The 17,909-nt window shown below is 42.1% G+C and carries 20 protein-coding genes; 7 read left to right on the top strand and 13 right to left on the bottom strand.

Annotation, left to right across the window (positions count from 1 at the left end; all coding sequences use genetic code 11):
- Nucleotides 1–22: 22 nt before the first annotated feature.
- The 6 genes from HWQ40_RS26320 to HWQ40_RS26295 all read right to left on the bottom strand — a co-directional run bounded on the left by HWQ40_RS26320 (nucleotide 23) and on the right by HWQ40_RS26295 (nucleotide 4,207).
- Nucleotides 23–601, bottom strand: coding sequence for a GNAT family protein (locus tag HWQ40_RS26320; protein WP_292783867.1), 579 nt, complete (start codon nucleotides 599–601; stop codon nucleotides 23–25).
- A 36-nt stretch (nucleotides 602–637) separates the two neighbouring features.
- Nucleotides 638–1,336 carry a glutathione binding-like protein gene (locus HWQ40_RS26315; protein WP_292783864.1) on the bottom strand — a complete coding sequence of 233 codons (699 nt, stop codon included), beginning with the start codon at nucleotides 1,334–1,336 and terminating at the stop codon, nucleotides 638–640.
- 220 nt (nucleotides 1,337–1,556) lie between these two features.
- The gene (locus HWQ40_RS26310) at nucleotides 1,557–2,333 is read right to left on the bottom strand and encodes a class I SAM-dependent methyltransferase (RefSeq protein ID WP_292783862.1); all 777 of its coding nucleotides are present in this window, start codon (nucleotides 2,331–2,333) and stop codon (nucleotides 1,557–1,559) included.
- A gap of 142 nt (nucleotides 2,334–2,475) precedes the next feature.
- Nucleotides 2,476–2,781, bottom strand: a complete 306-nt coding sequence (locus HWQ40_RS26305) for an SDR family NAD(P)-dependent oxidoreductase (protein ID WP_292783869.1) — start codon at nucleotides 2,779–2,781, stop codon at nucleotides 2,476–2,478.
- A gap of 168 nt (nucleotides 2,782–2,949) precedes the next feature.
- The gene (locus HWQ40_RS26300) at nucleotides 2,950–3,249 is read right to left on the bottom strand and encodes a ferredoxin (RefSeq protein WP_292783860.1); all 300 of its coding nucleotides are present in this window, start codon (nucleotides 3,247–3,249) and stop codon (nucleotides 2,950–2,952) included.
- A gap of 109 nt (nucleotides 3,250–3,358) precedes the next feature.
- Nucleotides 3,359–4,207 (bottom strand): uroporphyrinogen-III synthase, encoded by an 849-nt coding sequence (locus HWQ40_RS26295; RefSeq protein ID WP_292783858.1) that lies wholly within the window; start codon nucleotides 4,205–4,207, stop codon nucleotides 3,359–3,361.
- Between the two features lie 306 nt (nucleotides 4,208–4,513).
- Between HWQ40_RS26295 and HWQ40_RS26290 the strand changes: the two genes are divergently transcribed.
- The 4 genes from HWQ40_RS26290 (at nucleotide 4,514) to HWQ40_RS26275 (ending at nucleotide 8,545) form a co-directional block, all read left to right on the top strand.
- Nucleotides 4,514–5,425 carry a trypsin-like peptidase domain-containing protein gene (locus HWQ40_RS26290; protein WP_292783855.1) on the top strand — a complete coding sequence of 304 codons (912 nt, stop codon included), beginning with the start codon at nucleotides 4,514–4,516 and terminating at the stop codon, nucleotides 5,423–5,425.
- 370 nt (nucleotides 5,426–5,795) lie between these two features.
- Nucleotides 5,796–6,632 carry a trypsin-like peptidase domain-containing protein gene (locus HWQ40_RS26285; RefSeq protein ID WP_292783852.1) on the top strand — a complete coding sequence of 279 codons (837 nt, stop codon included), beginning with the start codon at nucleotides 5,796–5,798 and terminating at the stop codon, nucleotides 6,630–6,632.
- Complete coding sequence (locus HWQ40_RS26280) at nucleotides 6,629–7,261, top strand: response regulator transcription factor (protein ID WP_292783849.1); 633 nt, start codon at nucleotides 6,629–6,631, stop codon at nucleotides 7,259–7,261. The genes HWQ40_RS26285 and HWQ40_RS26280 overlap by 4 nt, the downstream gene beginning before the upstream one ends.
- A 66-nt stretch (nucleotides 7,262–7,327) precedes the next feature.
- A complete protein-coding gene (locus tag HWQ40_RS26275) occupies nucleotides 7,328–8,545 on the top strand; it encodes a glycosyltransferase family 4 protein (protein ID WP_292783846.1) in 1,218 nt (405 codons plus the stop codon).
- 204 nt (nucleotides 8,546–8,749) lie between these two features.
- Here the strand turns inward: HWQ40_RS26275 and HWQ40_RS26270 are convergent, their stop codons facing one another.
- The 7 genes from HWQ40_RS26270 to HWQ40_RS26240 form a co-directional block, all read right to left on the bottom strand.
- Nucleotides 8,750–9,031 (bottom strand): hypothetical protein, encoded by a 282-nt coding sequence (locus HWQ40_RS26270; RefSeq protein ID WP_292783843.1) that lies wholly within the window; start codon nucleotides 9,029–9,031, stop codon nucleotides 8,750–8,752.
- The gene (locus HWQ40_RS26265) at nucleotides 9,024–9,257 is read right to left on the bottom strand and encodes a hypothetical protein (protein ID WP_292783841.1); all 234 of its coding nucleotides are present in this window, start codon (nucleotides 9,255–9,257) and stop codon (nucleotides 9,024–9,026) included. The genes HWQ40_RS26270 and HWQ40_RS26265 overlap by 8 nt, the downstream gene beginning before the upstream one ends.
- 373 nt (nucleotides 9,258–9,630) lie before the next feature.
- Complete coding sequence (locus HWQ40_RS26260; protein ID WP_292783838.1) at nucleotides 9,631–10,398, bottom strand: ChaB family protein; 768 nt, start codon at nucleotides 10,396–10,398, stop codon at nucleotides 9,631–9,633.
- A gap of 327 nt (nucleotides 10,399–10,725) precedes the next feature.
- On the bottom strand, nucleotides 10,726–11,265 hold the full coding sequence (locus HWQ40_RS26255; RefSeq protein ID WP_292783835.1) for a Dps family protein: 540 nt from the start codon (nucleotides 11,263–11,265) through the stop codon (nucleotides 10,726–10,728).
- Between the two features lie 250 nt (nucleotides 11,266–11,515).
- The gene (locus HWQ40_RS26250; protein WP_292783832.1) at nucleotides 11,516–11,872 is read right to left on the bottom strand and encodes a hypothetical protein; all 357 of its coding nucleotides are present in this window, start codon (nucleotides 11,870–11,872) and stop codon (nucleotides 11,516–11,518) included.
- 536 nt (nucleotides 11,873–12,408) lie between these two features.
- Complete coding sequence (locus HWQ40_RS26245) at nucleotides 12,409–13,509, bottom strand: glutamate-cysteine ligase family protein (RefSeq protein ID WP_292783829.1); 1,101 nt, start codon at nucleotides 13,507–13,509, stop codon at nucleotides 12,409–12,411.
- A gap of 24 nt (nucleotides 13,510–13,533) precedes the next feature.
- Nucleotides 13,534–13,662, bottom strand: coding sequence for a hypothetical protein (locus HWQ40_RS26240; protein WP_292783826.1), 129 nt, complete (start codon nucleotides 13,660–13,662; stop codon nucleotides 13,534–13,536).
- 233 nt (nucleotides 13,663–13,895) lie between these two features.
- Here HWQ40_RS26240 and HWQ40_RS26235 point away from each other — a divergent pair, with 233 nt between their 5' ends.
- The 3 genes from HWQ40_RS26235 to HWQ40_RS26225 all read left to right on the top strand — a co-directional run bounded on the left by HWQ40_RS26235 (nucleotide 13,896) and on the right by HWQ40_RS26225 (nucleotide 17,907).
- Nucleotides 13,896–14,573: a Mo-dependent nitrogenase C-terminal domain-containing protein gene (locus tag HWQ40_RS26235; RefSeq protein ID WP_292783824.1), complete on the top strand. Its 678-nt coding sequence runs from the start codon at nucleotides 13,896–13,898 to the stop codon at nucleotides 14,571–14,573.
- A gap of 215 nt (nucleotides 14,574–14,788) precedes the next feature.
- Nucleotides 14,789–15,679 (top strand): DUF928 domain-containing protein, encoded by an 891-nt coding sequence (locus HWQ40_RS26230; protein WP_366934030.1) that lies wholly within the window; start codon nucleotides 14,789–14,791, stop codon nucleotides 15,677–15,679.
- Between the two features lie 5 nt (nucleotides 15,680–15,684).
- Complete coding sequence (locus HWQ40_RS26225) at nucleotides 15,685–17,907, top strand: adenylate/guanylate cyclase domain-containing protein (protein WP_292783821.1); 2,223 nt, start codon at nucleotides 15,685–15,687, stop codon at nucleotides 17,905–17,907.
- Nucleotides 17,908–17,909: the final 2 nt, after the last annotated feature.

Here is a 17,909-nt window from a genome sequence, read left to right as displayed (position 1 = left end):
TTACATTTTTTCATCTTGAAATTTAATTGTTTAGCATAACAGGTACTGAAGAACCTTTATTTTTAAGCATAAATTGCTCCAGATCGTGATATTGCCCTTTGAAGAAAGCATACTGTTTTAGTACACCCTGACTGTGAAACCCTAACTTTTCTAGCAACTTTTTAGAAGCGATATTTTCTAGCATGACTTGGGCAACAACGAAACGCAAACCCATTTTCTGAAACCCAAATTGCAAGATAGTACCCATCGCCTCAGTCATGATGCCTTGTCTCCAAAAAGCACTAGCAAGCTCATAACCAACTTCAGCTGAGTGTTCTTGCGGGTTCCACGTAAACCCACAAGAACCAATCAAAATGTTGTCTTGCTTACGGGTAATTCCCCAGCGAATCCCATCTCCTTGCTCAAACCGTTTGGCTCTACGTTCAATGACAGCGCTCGCTTCTTTAATAGAAGTGAAAGTATCAAGATCGTGAAACTGAGTCACACCTGGATCAGAGAGGACAGCAAAGATAGCTTCAGCATCCTGCAACGTTGTCTCACGAAGAAGAAGCCTTGCTGTTTCTAATTGAGGAAAGGAAGATGGTGAGAAATCTTTGTTCATAGTTGCTCGCCACAGTGACAAGACAATTCAAAAGGCTCAAGGCTGAATAGTCTTCGCCGACTGGTTAAATAACAAATCTCGTAACTTATCTGGATCGAGCGTTTCAGTTTTGAATGCTTCTGCTTTTTCGTAGGCGCGAATTGTTGCCGGACGCGCTTTAATTGTCTCAAACCAGCGCTTGAGGTGAGGAAAATTCTCTAGGTTTTGACTTTGGAGTTCATGGGGCACAATCCAGGGATAAGCAGCAATATCAGCGATGGAATAATCGCCAGCTACAAATTCTTTATCTGCTAATTGCTTATTTAGTACTGCATATAAGCGTCCCGTCTCATTTACGTAGCGGTTAATAGCATATTCAATTTTTTCGGGAGCATAGACGCTAAAGTGATGATTTTGTCCTGCCATTGGCCCCAGTCCTGCCATTTGCCAGAACAACCATTCTAAAACTTGAGCGCGATTACGTAAATCTTGGGGGATTAATTTCCTGGTTTTTTCTGCCAAATATAGCAAGATTGCACCAGACTCAAATACCGAAATTGGCGCCCCTCCATCTGCTGGCACATGGTCAATGATCGCAGGCATACGATTGTTAGGAGAAATCTTCAGAAATTCCGGCTTAAATTGATCCCCAGCCCCAATATTTACAGGAATTATCGTGTATGGTAAGCCGACTTCTTCCAAGAAAATTGTGATTTTATGACCGTTTGGAGTTGCCCAATAGTAAAGTTCAATCATGATTATTTTTCCTGAAATTGTGCTATTTTTTCTAGGTTAATAGTGCGTTACAGACACCTTTGGTATTCATATAAGTGACCATCAAATAGTCCAGACATCTGACACCTCTTAATTACGAATTACGTTAGCGTAGCGTTAGCGAGTCTTCTCCCAAGGGGAGACGCCAAGGGCGATAGCGCAGCGTTAGCGAGTTATCGAGCGTCACGAGCGTCATTACGAATTACGAATTAGATTGTGGTGATTTTGCGATCGCAGCCCAAACTCTATGGTGAACCTGAAGAATTGGTGTAGGATATTTTGTTTTGAGCAATGTTGCCAATTCCTGGTCAAATACTTCTACTTTTTCTGGTGTCAAGCTGGCTCCCACACCAGCACTCGCCCGAATTCGTCCCCGCCAGTCTTCGTGTGTATAACAGACAAATACATCGTAAGAAAATGTGCGGATTTCTCGAAAACCTCCTTCGCCAATGTCTTGTAACCACAAGGGATGCAATCCATTACCGCCGTCCAGATTCCACGCCAGATTATGAGCTTTGATCAGTTGTTCTGTTGCTTCAACTACATTACCTTTTAAGGGTATCCAATCAAAATGTGCGATCGCGATCAAGCCATTTCTTCTCAATATCCGAGTAATTTCTTGGACAGCACGCGGACGGTCAAACCAATGCCAACACTGTCCAGCTGTCACCACATCTGCGCTGGCATCTGGTAACTCGGTATTCTCGGCAGTTGCGACTCGATAATCTACTTTCAGTTGCACAGCTTCGCTTAACAGTCTGGCTTGTTCTAAAAGTGAGGCTGATGGGTCTATGCCAATGACATCAGCACCTCTATCAGCAAAGCCCCGCGCTAGTGTTCCTGTTCCTGTACCGAGGTCAACAATATTCTGCCCTGGTAAACCTATACCATATTCAGAGAGTTTGTTAAATAATGAACTAGGAAACCCAGCGCGGTGTTTTGCATAATCAGTAGCAGTTGCACCAAAATCAATTTTCATACCTTCAAAACTACTTTTGTAACAATTGTCCAAGCTAGAAGTTCTCTACCCAAGGACGTAGTTGTACTTCATAAGTCCAAGCACTGCGGGGTTGGCGGAGAATGCTGAGATAAGTTTGAGCGATGTCTACGACGGGCTACGCCTACGCATCCGGGTCAAGAGTACTATCAGGATTATCTACTGGATGTTGGCGGTCTGCGGATCTGATTGCCCCATCAATCACAAAATGCGCCACATGGATATTCTTTGGTGCTAATTCTCTAGCAATACTCTGAGCCAAACCGCGTAGTGCAAATTTACCCATTGCAAAGGGAGCAGACAGATGATAACCCTTAACACTGGCTGAAGCTCCAGTAAAAAATATAGCACCGCCACCAAGTTGCAAAAACCTTTTGGTAGCAGCTTGAGCCACAAGAAAGCTTGCTGCACATTTATAACCACTTGCGATCGCAGCTCAATTTCCACACCTTTTTTAAAGTAACGTATACAATGGACGGCTACTACCGCCAGCAACGGAGGCAGCAGCCCAATCAGCAGCATTTTCAGCCGGAGAAACAAGATTTGAAAAGGGTTTGGGCTTAAGTAGGACACCAATGCCCTCAACCCTTACCCGCTCTTAACCGTTAAGCGCTTCTTCTTGATGGGTTTGGATTACGCAATCAGAAGTGGCATAGGCAACGCAGGTAAGAACCCATCCCGCGTCCATTTGATCGTTGTCTAAGAAGTTCTGATCCGATTGGTCAACTGTACCTGAAATCAGCTTGCCGGTGCAGGTAGAGCAAGAACCAGCGTTACAGGAATAGGGCAAGTCTAGATTATATTCTTCATTAGCGATCTCTAGGATGTACTCATCATCAGGAACGTCAATTACTTGTTCACCCTCTGGAGTACGCAATGTAACTTTGTAAGTTGCCATGTAAAAATTCCTTACTCAATATAAACTCCATTTTCGATACTACGGGTTTATGTGCAGCTAGTCTAGAGTGAAATCTGGTTGATTATTTTACATCTTGAGACGCTTAGTTTTAATCGGAAGTAAGAGTAAAAAATGCTGCGATCGCTTCAGCAAATCCCTCAAATGAACTATAATCTCTAGCTACGATAGAGACATTCATACCCAACTTTTGGGCATTAGCAGTTGTATAAGGGCCGAAACATCCAATAACACAATGTTCATAATCGCTTTGTGAGTTGACCATTGTCAAAAAGCTTTCTACTTCCGCCGTGCTACTAAAGGCAATTACATCAATCATTCCTTGACGCATCAGATTTAATTCAATACTGTAGATACTTGTGTTTAAACCCTGTGTAATATACGTGGGTACGCAAGTTACTTCTATGCCCAATTGCTGCAAATTAGTAATTAAATTGGGTACAACATCAGGCTCAGGTAAACCAACAACTTCTGGAGCCGGGATCAGCACTTTTTTCTGGTGAATTTGCGGAAGTTTCGCTAATTCAGCCACAATTCCGGCTGGGCTAGGTTCTGTTGGAATTAAATCTACCTTGCCACAAAAAGATAATAAGCTTTCTGCATCTTTTCCTAAAGCACATAAGTGACATTTTTCTACCACAGAAATGGGAATATCTAAATCATTCATGCGGTGAAAAAATGCAGTGATTCCGTTTCTACTTGTGAAGACAATCCAATCAAATTCGTCTATGTGGTCTAGAGCAGTATCTAACTGAGTGTAGTTTGATAAATAGCAGGTTTCTATAGTAGGCATGAAAACAGGTAAACCACCTTTTTTGATGATTTGTTCGGATAACCTATAAGCATAATTTCTCGGTGCTGTTACTAAAATTCTCTTGCCATAGAGAGGTAAGTTTCTAGATGGAGTGAGCAGGTTGATTTTTTTTGACTTGGTGTACATTGGTTCATCTCCCATTTCATTACTATTCCACCTTAGAACGCAATACGCTTGAAATTTTCCCTTTCACCGACCATGTACATCGCTTCAAATCTGAAAAAGAATCTAGAGACGTAGCAGTACTACGTCTCTACAAGGGTTCTGGATAACGCATATTTAATTTCACTCCTATGTCTATTCAGCAATGCCAAAAAGTTGATGTAAATCCTAGCCATTTTTCTAGGGTGAATTCTCCCCATCTTTCCGATGTCGTCTGTGTTGAGAAAACGGCACGATCTGAATATCTAAAAACGTTTGCGGAAAAATCTTATGTCTTCATTACTGGCTTTGTCCAACAGTTTAGCTGATACCGTAGAACAAGCTGGGAGTGCTGTGGTTGCGGTGAATGGGGGTACACGTGTTTCCCCAAGCGGCATTCATTGGCGTAATGGCATTATTGTTACCTCTGATGAGTGCCTCCAGCGCTATGATGATATCACCATTACCTTATCAAATGGTAGCACTGCACCAGTAACACTCGTCGGTCATGACTCTAGTACCGATATAGCCGTTTTTAAACTAGAAAATGTAGAAATACCTGTGGCAAAAGTTGGCGATGCCAAAACGCTTAAAGTCGGTCATTTGGTATTAGGACTGGCAAGAGGTAGCGAAGGTGACTTAAGGGCGGCAATGGGTGCAGTGAGTGTGGTTAGCGGTGCTTGGCGGAGTATGAGTGGCGGCAATATTGACCAATTCATCCGCCCAGATATCACCCTTTACTCTGGCTTTGCAGGCGGACCGCTCGTAGATGCTGCTGGTTTTGTGGTAGGCATGAATACATCGGGGCGGCGTGGTACTGCTCTGACTATTCCCACTGCTACAGTCGATCGCGTGGTTGACCAATTAGTAGCAAAAGGACGCATTTCTAAGGGCTACTTGGGTGTGGGAATGCAACCTGTACGTTTACCAAAAAACCTGAAAACTGCTCTCAATTTAAGTTCGGCAACTGGGGTAATTGTTGTCAATGTTGAGGCTTCGGGGCCTGCTGACAATGCAGGTGTGCTGCTTGGCGATGTTTTGGTAACGTTCGATGGCGTAACTGTAGGCGATACAGGTGATGTGTTGGCGCTGCTCAATAGTAGCGATCGCATTGGTAAAACTGTCAACGTGCAAGTTGTCCGGGGTGGAGTGTTAATTGAGTTAGCGATCGCAGTTGGCGAACGACCTACTAAGGAGGAATAATGCCAATTTGGGATGGGTTTAACTAGCTCTGTCAAGATTTATCTAAATTTTCTATTCATTTGAGCTTCTGAACTCGAAACTTTGACCTCTGAACACGGAACTTTGACCTTTTTGCTCGAATGTTCAAACTTTGAACTCGGAAGTTTGACCTTTTTGCTCGAATGTTCAAGCTTTGAACATGGAACTTTGACCTTTTTGCTCAAACGTTCAAGCTTTGAACTTGAAACTTCGACCTTTTTGCTCGAACGTTCAAGCTTTGAACTCGAAACTTCAACCTTTTTGCTCGAACGTTTTACTGATTCTACTTTGACTTTTGACTTTTGACTTTTGACTTCCCCGAAGGGGCTGACATGCTCAAAAATTGTATAACATGGCAAACACAACATTAACTAACGTCGCTGCTGAATTGACAGAGGTAGCTGCTAGACTACGCCTACGCACTGTGAAAGTGAAAAGCGGCTCTCTAGGAGTCGGTTCTGGTGTCATTTGGCAACCTGACGGACTAATTATTACTAATGCCCATGTGGCAACCAGCAACCGCGCAACTGTGGAATTGGCAGACGGAAGAGTATTTGATGCGGTGCGTACCCAATTCGATCCACAGCAGGATTTAGCAGCTCTGAAAATTGTCGCCACTGATTTAACTGCTGCAACCATCGGCAATTCTGAAGCGCTACGAGTGGGTGAATTAGTCTTGGCGGTGGGTAATCCCTTTGCTGACAGTGGCGCTGTGACAACTGGAATTATCTATGCAAATAATCCACGAGCAGTTATGGCCGATTTGCGGCTGTATCCTGGTAATTCTGGGGGGCCACTTGCCGACTGTCAAGGCTTTGTCGTGGGAATTAACACGATGATTGCTAATGGTTTGGCTGTGGCAGTTCCCAGCAACACCGTTGAGCGTTTTTTACAGGGAAATAGTCGTCCGCAACTGGGAGTTACACTGCAACCTGTGCTTTTAGGTAGGCGTAGCTTGGGTTTATTAGTCTTGTCAATTTTACCTGGCAGTGCGGCGGAAACTGCTGGTGTGCAAATCGGCGATGTTTTAATTGGAGTTTCGGGGCGATTATTCACTAGCATGAATGACTTAACCAAATATCTCCATGACTGTAAAAAATCTGTGCCGCTACAACTCCTACGCGGTAGACAGCAATTCGTGATTTATGTTGCCTTACAGTCTGAGAAAACTGCTGTGGAGGCGACATGATTCGGGTGATGGTGGTTGCTACTTCCCCTGTGGTGCGAGCAGGGTTATCAACTGTGGTAACTACCAATCCTCGGCTGACGGTTGTGGGGAGTGCATCCGATTTGGATATATTGGCAAGTGAAATTGGACAATTACAACCAGATGTGGTGCTGGTAGATTTGAGCGGTAATTTTCAACAAGCGGTGTGGGAAAAATTGCTGATTATTCAAGAACAGCAATATCCATTAGGAATGATCGTCATTGTTGAAGAACTCGACAGCATCGACTTAGAGACGGCGTTACGTTCTGGTATCCGGGGAATATTGCCCAGTACTAGCACAGAGTCAGAAATTGTTGCGGCTGTGGAGGCGATCGCTTTTGGTTTACTGGTGCTGCACCCGGATGCTGTAGAATTACTATCTATCCGCGAAAAAATCGTCACGAATCCTGTACAAACCTTGACACCACGGGAGATAGAGGTTTTAGGAATGCTTGGGTCAGGGTTAGGAAATAAAGCGATCGCAAAACGTTTACATATTTCTGAGCATACCGTCAAATTTCATCTCTCATCCATTTTTCAAAAGCTCAGTGTCTCCAGCCGCACCGAGGCTGTTGCTGTGGGTGTGCGACTGGGTTTGATTATGCTTTGATCGAATGATGACATACAGCCTCCAATCAGGTCATGGTGTATGTATCACATTTGAGCGATCACTTTTATGAACATTTTAATGCTATCTTCCACCTTTCCCTATCCACCAACGCGCGGAGGAACCCAAGTTAGAACATTTAATTTACTCAAGTACTTGAGTCAACGTCATACCGTCACCCTCGCAACTCAACGCGAGGGTGATGTTACAGACGCAGAAATAGCAGGATTGCGCGATTGTGTAGATCATCTAGCTATTTTTGAACGCCCACCAGATTCTCGAACCACCGGAATATTGCAGAAAATACAGCGATTTGGGAGATTTTTGCAGCAGGGAACACCGCCAAGTGTACTTAACCGCTACTCAGTTGAGATACAAACATGGGTTAATAACTGGGTGGAAACGGGAAAATGTGATGTAATTACTTGCGAACATAGCGTCAATGAAATTTATGTGCAGCCACATTTTCAGAAACAGCTAAAAACCATAGTTAATGTTCATAGTTCTGTTTATGCTACCTGTCGGAACCAGCTAGCAACAGGCATTTCAGAAAATTCACTCAGAGACAAAATTAATCTGCCACTTTTGTGGCGTTATGAGCAAAACTACTGCGCTAAATTTTCGGCAATTGTTGCGACAACAGAAGAAGATAAAATTCAACTACAAGAATTTAACCCCAATAGTGAAATTACAGTTATTCCCAATGGCGTAGATTTAGTTTCTTTCCCTAACCGTACCACCGATCCAGGAGGACATCGCCTAATTTTTATTGGTGCAATGGATAATTTAGCAAATATTGATGCTGTCTGCTTTTTCAGCAATGAAGTTTTGCCAGAAATCCAAAAATTCTATCCCGATACAACTTTCGATATTGTCGGTTCTCACCCAGTGGCAGAAGTTTTAGCACTTGATAAAAAACCAGGAATTAATGTGCTGGGGCGTGTACCTTCGATGGCAGAATATTTGCATCAAGCCACCATCTGCGTTGTACCGATGCGGACTGGGTTTGGGATTAAAAATAAAACTTTAGAAGCAATGGCAGCTGGTATACCTGTAGTAGCCAGCGATCGCGGCTTAGAAGGATTAGCTGTAGATGCTGCTAGTCATCCATTACGGGCATTACGAGCCAATAAACCAGCAGAGTACGTCACCGCTATTAGTCAACTATTCGATCGTCCACATCTGCGTTCCGAATTGTCTCACAATGGCAGACAACTGGTAGAAAGAGAATTCACTTGGGATATTGCAGGTAAAAGCTATGAACAAGTTTGTCTTGGGAGAGAGTAATACTAATTCGTCATTAGCACATACATAAAAATGCTTGCTCTGACAAAGATCCCATCACTAACTCTAGATAATTTTTAATTGTTCTTTCTTGTCTCTGTGGGACAAATATGTGTAGAAACGTTGCAATGCAACGTCTCTATATCGGTTGTGCAAATTATCTTATCTAAATCGTATTGGTTTTTAGTTAGCTGGTGAATAAGCACGTCAATTATTGTCAAATCTAGTCGAACAACCTAACACAAGTAATTTCTTCTGCTTACGCTTCTTCTTATTTTTGAGAGTAATCAAATAATTATCAACGTAGCGAAAAGCAGCTGCACCGTCGTAATCAGCAATAGCTATAGCTTGCAAGAAAACCTTTGAGGGAATTTCAAACCCTAAAAATTTTTCTGTTAAGATTAATAAATCTTCATCTGTGGCAGGAAAAGTAGTTTCTTCTGCCCCTTCTGAATCAGAAAATATATCATCAATTAATGCTTTATACACTTTGTACCTCCCCAAAAGCATAAGATGCAAAGCCTGTAATGAAGTTTAGCTGCTGATCGCGAGTTTGTAAGTTAACAGGGAGTTCAGTACCGGGACATCCGATTTCCCGTAAAATTTCCAAACAATAAGCACCGAGTTGAGTGTATGGAGCTTGCTCCAATTCTTGAGCTACTTCTAGAGCCATCTCCAGATTGACTTGGATAACCGTCTTTACAGGGTTGGTCATAAATCCGCCCTAATAAACTGGATGCTCTAAGTTTTGATCACAAGCACAAATAGCGTAACGGTGTTTTTGCGGAATTTATGAAGAGGGGAAATTAAAGTATCAGCGCATTTGCGGTAATGTACCCAAAGTTATGCAAACTAAGCCCAGAGCTAGGCAATTTCTATCTACGTGCGATCGCCTGCCCTAATACGTATAAATATGTACAAATACTTCCTTATTATTGCCAATATACTTACTTTTTGTGGGGTAAGCCGAAAAGCCTACCCCACAATATTGGATAATTTATTTATTATAAATCCCTAATATCTAGTCTTGGAGAGTAGTTTAACAGAAGCCACTACCAGATTGCATCCCTTCTGCCTCCTGCCCTCTTCTATGCTTTGACCTTAGCTTTAGACCAGACACCATTTTCATCTTCATCATATTGCTGGTGAATAGTCTCCCAAGCAGCTTGTTCGGCTGTGAACTCGTCACTTCTTTCATTGAGTACAGCATTATAGCGCTCAATGAATGTACTCTGAGCTTCATCAGAAAGATGAGCGCGAACTTCAGGAGACAAGTCTGCTGGACTGTTGCACTGTCCAGAACAAGAACGAGCGAAAGTTTTCTCAATCGTATGAATTTCTTCACCACCAGCACTTTCGAGCAGCAATTGAAATTCGCCAGTGCGATCGCTCGGAACTTCTGCCATCACGAAAAATTCGCCAGCTTGTAAGCGAGTTTGGTAGATAGCCGCTTTATCTTCTGGCATTCCCAAAGTGGTTAGAACCGATACTAGACCAGCACCTGCACTACCTGCGATCGCTCCGCTAGCAGCCCCCAACAACACTGCACCAATAGGCCCTGCTGCCACGATTGGGCCAACAAAGGGAATAAACAATACGCCTACACCCGTGAGCAAGCTAAGAAAGGAACCAAACAAAGAACCGAAAACTGCTCCTGTTCTCAAACCTCCGAGAATCACATCTTTTTTACTAATAAAGCCAGCGATTCTCGTTTCCGACTGGAAATTTCTACCCATGACCGAAATATGATCTCTAGGCACACCCCTGTCTAATAAACGTCGAATAACATCATCAATTTGCTTCTGCTCTTTGAATACAGCAGAAATAGTACGTTCTGCTTTATATACTTCTGGCACTTAAAAACTCCCTGTATTATGTTGTTTTTGCAATAAAGATGACAAATCAATTTTGGATTTTAGATTGACTGCACTCATAACGGGGAACCACACGGTGGACGGATTCCCCGACATAAAGGAGCTAGTCGCATGGATGCGTCTCCCAACTTGACGCTAGTCGCCTCAAGTTGTGTTGGCGCACGAACCAATTTTCAATTCCAAAATCCAAAATTGGCATCGTGAAGAGGTAGATGCAGGCAGATTAATTCTTTCACATCAATTGAGGGAAGAATTAATCCTCCCTCAACTGATGTCAGATGCAGCCATCCTTAACTCAGATGTTATGAACTATACACCTACGGGAGTCTTAGCCCCTGCTGCTGGCTGTCTACCATCTGAGTCTATTGCCTCACCTTCAATAAATGAACGCAGCATCCAAGCTATCTCTTCATGCTGTTCGAGTAGTCCAGTTAAAAAGTCAGCAGTTCCCTGATCGTGGAACTTATCACTAGACTGATCCACATGGTCTCTCAAATTACGAATAACCTGCTCGTGATCGTCCACTAAATTAGCTACCATCCCTGTTGCTGTGGGCACACTCCCAGCATGTTCCTTGAGGGTAGCAATCTTGAGAAATCCCTCCAAAGAGCCAACTGGATAACCGCCCAAAGCACGAACCCGCTCTGCCAAAGCATCAATATTTAGAGTCAGCTTTTGGTAGTGTTCTTCCCAAAGCTGGTGCAAAGAGCGGAACTGAGGGCCAACGACATCCCAGTGGTACTTTTTGGTTTTCACTAGCAGTAAATAGGCATCTGCCAAATCTTGATTTAACAGATTAATTACACCTTGACGCTGTTCGTCCGTCAAACCAATGTTTATCGCACGCATTGTTTTCCATCCCTAAGCAAACTTATTTATTAATTTGCCAAATTTTCCACATAATCCACATCAACCAAAGGAAATATTATGAGTTTAGATTAATCATCACATTCCATAGCTATACTTACACCTTAATAGGGATGAACATATTTTTATATTTAATTGTAAGTTGCGATCGTCACATTAAAAAGTAGCAATGGGTCACTGCTTTGATGCAATCACCCATTACTAGCAAAAAATTACCAAGGTATTAACTCTGTTACTTACCTGTAACTTTGTCCAAGAAACTCTTTGCTTTTTCTTCCACTGAGGTTGCACCCTGTGAATTTTCAGGACTCTTTTGCTTCTCAATATCAGCCGCTCCCTGAACTTCATTGAGTCCTTTGTTGGACTCCTTTTGAACCTCTTTCAATCCTTGTGGTGGTTCTTTAGCAGCTTCATCAGTTTTGCGCTGAATGTCAAGCAGTTGTGTAGTACCTTCGGTGGGATTACTTTGGTAGCTATCGATTGCAAAAGCAGGAAAAGCATTAGAGAATAATACTAGGGCACAAGTAAAAGCCACTACTAGAAAACGCACTGGACGGAAAATAGATAAAACAGAAGTAATCATCTTCATTTGAAATCCTCAGATAACAGCTTTAACAACGCCGAACTTTTACTGAAAGAGCGAAGCATATACCTTTAATTAGCAATTTTAAGCAATAATAAAACTGGCAAGCTCCGCTTCAATTTAGAAGTTCTTGAAAAACGAACCTGACGAAGAAATCTCTTTTGTCTTTCTGCATTGGATTAGTAAGGGATAATAAGCAAATACCACCTTAACTTTTTAGCAAAATCATTAAATTTCATAATTGAAATTCTTCGTTTCAGGTTCCCTGTTTACACTTTTACTTTGAAAAAGCTAACGTCTGCATCAATCTCTAGAATGAAGTTTACTGCATCTTTAGTTGCAATAAAATCAGTCTCTAGGTATATCGACTTAATCTAGTTTTGGCAGGTTAATGGCTCCACTATTTATGTTCAGTTAGCTCAACTTTATCCAATCAAAGGAATTTAAGGAATATGCACTTGAGAGTAAATTTGTAAAGTATCAATTTATATAAAGATTCTCCTTAATCCCCTTTCATAAAAGGAGAAAAATAAATCTTTTCTTTAAACTTGATAAGTCTGCCTTATTACCTCTTCTATTGAACTTACCCGATGGAACATTTCTATTAATTCATGGGATCTTGTTTTTCGCTTTGCCAGCAGTACTTTTAAGGGCGTTAAATAATGAACATCTGGGTCATCTCCTAAAGCAACTTCGGCTGCTTGCAAGACTTTTGTCGCATTCTCAAAAATATCTTCGTTTTCAAACGCTTCTTTTGCAGAAAGTTGGTGTAACGCTGCATCGGGTACAGTTGCTCTACCCAGTAAGGTTTCATCTAACACCAAACCTTTCAATAATATCAGCAAAGCCGCATAGATTAAAAAATCATCACAACTATCACAAGCCTTAAATTCAATGCGTCCCACTTCAGCCGGAATGCGGGCAATTTTTGTTAAGGCAGGTATGCTATTAATCAGTTGTTCTTCTTTTTGAACAAAAACCAGAGTAGCTGGTCTTTTTCCAGTTCTGATAAATGTTCGTACCGATAGTCCATCCCATAAACCTCCATTATAAAAGGGAGAGCTATAACTAAAAGGAACGATATAGGGACTGTAATAAGTTAACTTTCTGCCAAGATCAATCACATCTTCAGTTGACAAATCTGCCACTGAAATATTTAAATCTGGCCCATAAGATACCATGTGAATATTAGCAGTTTGTTCGTCAGGATAAGCTTCTAGCTGTTTGATTTCATAATTGTTTAATGGGGGTTGAGGCTCAAAAGCTGGATTGTAGGGATTGAAACTAACCAAAACTGGTGATAAGCCAAAGTCAGCAGCCACCTTGCGTAGCAAGTCAAAACTTTCTGATAATTCAGTAATAGCGCCTTGAATATTAGAATGGATAGTTGTTCTAATTTCAATACCTTTAACATGACAGTCTATCACTTGATCAGAATCCGCAAATCTTTCAAATCCCTCAATGTACCATCTTTTCATCTTAATACCCGCATCGCCGATGCGTAGTTGAGGATAGTCACTGGGGTATGTGGGTAGCCTTTCAATAATTTGATTGAAATCAGCAAATTTTGTGTGGTAAAAATCAGCAAACTTTCCCTCATTGTTCAAGAAAGCGACTTCATGTTCAATGCCAAAGAAAAACATTATATATACCTTAATTTTTTAGAGTTAACGGAATTTAACTAATGCCAAGCGATCGCAATCCCACAAACAAGGAAGTAACATCAGTAAACGATTCATTAGAGAAAAGCGTCGGCGATATTTAGCTGGCAGGTTCGCATACTTAGAAAACTCCATCACTCTGTAGCGCAAATTACAGTCTTGAACCTGATGAATATTTGAGATACTCCAATCGAATTCAACTTAAGTATAAAAATTCTCAATAACGGTATAAATTGATTTTACCTTAAGACCGACTATTGCGATTTGAAAACTTCTCCGATTTATTTTTCTGTGCTGCTTTCACTATCTTCATAGTCACTGGTTAGGGTAGCGTAGTAGTGACCGAGGAAAGCTTGAGACGTGAGTTTATGACAAGTACCGTTCAATCCCCCTACAGCAGCGAACAGATTGCCGCTTGGTTGCGTGGACTGCTTACTATTGCTTGGGCTGATGGTAATTTTGACGATCAAGAACAGCAATTAATTGCCAGCATCACCAAAGATGAATTAGCTCCTAAGATTAAATGCGACTCACTAGAGATAATTACCCCAGAGGAATTAGCCGCAGCCTTGGGTAAAGGTACACCACCCGCGGAAAACTTCTTAAGGACAGCGGTGATGGTAGCGATCGCAGATGGTACTTATTCTCCCAGCGAAGATGAGGTTCTGCAACAGTTCTGTCAAGCCTTGGAACAGCCAGAGAAGTTACTAGAAGCCCTTCGCCACACTCTGGAACACCCACAGCAAATTACCCCCACTATCGCCAGCACTGGGCTGACAAAGCGTCAAATCAATGCCCTACACCCCCTGCAAGACTGGCTTGATGGGCTAGATATCCAAGACCCAAGAGTAGCACGCTTTTTGTGTAAAATGATTCCCGCCCAGTGTCCCTTTGAACGAGATATCACCCTATTTGGACGCAAGATTGTGCATATCCCACCAATGTGTAAAATTAACCCTTTATATGAGCAATTGGTAGGCTTACGTTTCCGCGCCCTCTCTTATTTAGCAGATAAATGCGGTGAAGATGTTTCACCATATATTTGAGTAGGGAGTAGGGAGTGAAGGGGACAAGGGGACAAGTAGACAAGGGGACAAGGGGGAGAATAAAAAATTACCTCTTTCTCCTCTGCCCAATGCCCAATGCCCAATGCCCAATAAATAGTTCTGTAGTTGAGTGAAAAATCTGACTCTGCTTTTGGGAATACTTGATTTATTCACCTGACTAATCTAGAACTCAGGCATTATTGAGTATGAAATGGATGAAACCATCTCTATATTTTGTACCCTTTTCCTTACCTTTGTATTTACTTTCTGCTTTAACAGCAGAGGTACAGGCTCAGTCGTACCATCCCAATAAAACTTGGCAAATTAGTCAAACATTTAAGCCACCACAGCGGGGAAAACCTCCTGCAAGTGCAGGTGGTTCTACCCGTGGTAGCTCTTGTCTAACAGGCAAAAAACTGATAATTCCCTTAATACCTCCAGATAAATTAGGGCTGACATTTGCTCAACATCCAACATTTTTCTGGTATATACCTCCATCTCAACTCAAAACAGCCAAGTTTCTGCTCTTGGCTGAAGACCAGAACGTATTTTATGAAACCTCTTTTACACTTCCAAATAAACCGGGAATTATTAGCTTTAAACTTCCTGACAGTGCCCCTGCACTCGCTGTAGGTAAAACTTATCACTGGTATCTAACAATTGTTTGTGATAATCAAGACTCTAGTGAAAATCCCACTGTAGATGGTTGGGTGGAACGCACTCAGCCAGGAACAACTTTGTCGGAGGCATTAGCAAAGGCAAATTTGTACAAGTTGCCCACTATCTATGCAGAAGCTGGGATTTGGCATGAAGCGCTGACTAGTTTAGTGCAGCTACGCCGGACTGAGCCGAATAATTTCAAAGTAAAGCTGGATTGGAGACAATTTCTCAAGTCAGTGGGTTTGAGTGCGATCGCTTCCGAACCATTGATAGATTGTTGCACATCTACGAAAGAAGGGCATGGGGCATTGGGCATGGGGCATTGGACTGAGGGAGAATTTCCAACTCCTAACTCTTGTACAGACGCGATTAATCACGTTTCTTGTACAGACGCGATTAATCACGTTTCTTGTACAGACGCGATTAATCGCGTCTCTCAGCACTAAATATTATGTGGGCAAACCTGAAACCGCACATCTGGCAATGGCGGGGTGTTTTACTTGCTGTTCCCAATATTACAGCCCTGGTGATTGCAATACGCTTGACTGGATTACTACAATTGTTGGAATTGGCAGCACTAGATCAATTTTTTCTCTTGCGTCCACAAGAGTCGGCTGATACCCGCATTGTCATAGTTGAGATTAATGAAGCAGATGTCCGCAAGCAGGGACAGTGGCCTATGCCTGATGGAAAACTTGCTAGTTTGTTAGAGAAAATCAAACAGCAAAAACCCAGAGCGATTGGTTTAGATATTTATCGTGATTTACCCGTCAATCCCGGTTATCAAGATTTACTTAAGGTGTTTAAGTCTACTCCTAATTTGATTGGAGTCCAAAAAGTCTCTGATACTATTGATAGTTCGGCGGTTGATTCGTCTCCAGAACTGAAGAAACTTAATCAAATTGGGTCGAATGATTTACCCATAGATGGGGATGGCAAAATTCGGCGAGCATTATTGTACGTAAATTTAAATAATGACGAAATTCTGGAAAGTTTTGGGTTAAAACTGGCATTGTTGTACTTGAAACCTGAAGGTATTACTGCCAAGCCATCGGCAACTAACTCTAATTATTTGCAGTTAAATCGGGGTGTTTTCCCGATTTTTGAAGCTAATGATGGAGGTTACGTCCGAGCCGATGCCGGGAGTTATCAAGTGCTGTTGAACTACCGAGGACGGATACAGCAGTTTACTAAGGTCTCTCTTACGGAAGTGCAAGAGAACCGCATTCCACGAGATTTAATGCGAGACAAGGTGGTATTAATTGGTGCTACTGCTGAGAGTTTAAAGGATCTATTCTATACGCCTTACAGCAGTAATGTCTTGACTGACCCAGAACGAATGGCGGGTGTAACAATTCATGCTAATTTGATTAGTCAAATTTTAAGTGCGGCGATGGAAGGTCGTCCGTTGATTAAGTGTTTACCTGACTCGCTAGAATGTTTATTGATTTTAATTTGGTCAATTATTGGTGCTAGCTTGTGTTGGCTGCAACGCCACAGTAGCAACCAGAAAACTTTGATGGCTCTTAGTGTAAATCTTGCAGGTGGCGGTTTAATTGGTGGCAGTTTTCTGGCGTTTTTGGCTGGTTGGTGGATTCCTGTTATACCTTCATTGCTGGCTTTTGGAGGTTCTGCGATCGCACTTACTCAGTATATTGCTCAAAGCGCTACCGAGATGCGAAAAACCCTCGGTCGCTATCTAACTGATGAAATCGTCGCCAATATCCTCGAAACTCCTTCTGGGTTAAAGCTAGGAGGAGAACGCCGAAAAGTTACGGTTCTCGTATCTGATTTAAGAGGATTTTCGGCTATTTCCGAACAATTGCCCCCTGAAGAAGTAGTGAAGATTTTGAATCTTTATTTGGGAACAATGACAGATGTGATTAATCAGTATAAAGGCACGATTAATGAGTTTATGGGTGATGGTATTTTTGTGATTTTTGGTGCGCCAATTAGTCGCAAAGATGATTCTGAACGAGCGATCGCCTGTGCTATTGCCATGCAATTAGCAATGGAGCAAGTGAATGAACAAAATCAGCAAATGAATTTCCCAATCCTGGAAATGGGAATTGGGATTAATACAGGCGAGGCTGTAGCGGGAAATGTTGGTTCTCAAAAACGCGCTCAATATACAGTTATTGGCAGTCATGTTAATTTGGCTGCTCGAATTGAATCTTATACAGTGGGAGGACAGATTTTAATTTCTGAAAATACCTGTAAGGATGCCAATATTGACCTACAAATTGCTGGGCAATTACAAATAGAACCCAAGGGTATAAAACACCCTGTGACAATTTGTGAAATTCGTGGCATTGGTGGTAAATATAATTTATTCTTGCCTAAATATAACGAACAAATGAGCGTTCTCACTCCAAGAGTACCTGTAGAATACATCATTTTGCAGGGGAAACATGCAGTAGGAACAGTATTTATGGGGGAATTGATTAGCCTTTCAGAAAAAGGAGCGCAGCTGCAATCGCCACATTCTTTAGAACTCTTGAGTAATCTCAAACTCAAGTTATTGATTGAAGCAGAAATGGCTACAGAAGAAGAACATATCTATGCCAAAGTGATCGAACAATCTTATGTTGACGAGCATCTTTTTCTGCTTCGGTTTACAGCAGTTCCCCCAAAAACTGACGCAATTCTCAATGCACTGCGTCAGCCTGGGTGAGA

It is taken from the genome of Nostoc sp. NMS9 (genome assembly GCF_017114995.1).
Classification (GTDB): domain Bacteria; phylum Cyanobacteriota; class Cyanobacteriia; order Cyanobacteriales; family Nostocaceae; genus Nostoc.
Note: the sequence above shows the minus strand (reverse complement) of the source record. Positions and strands in the feature narration are given on the sequence as shown.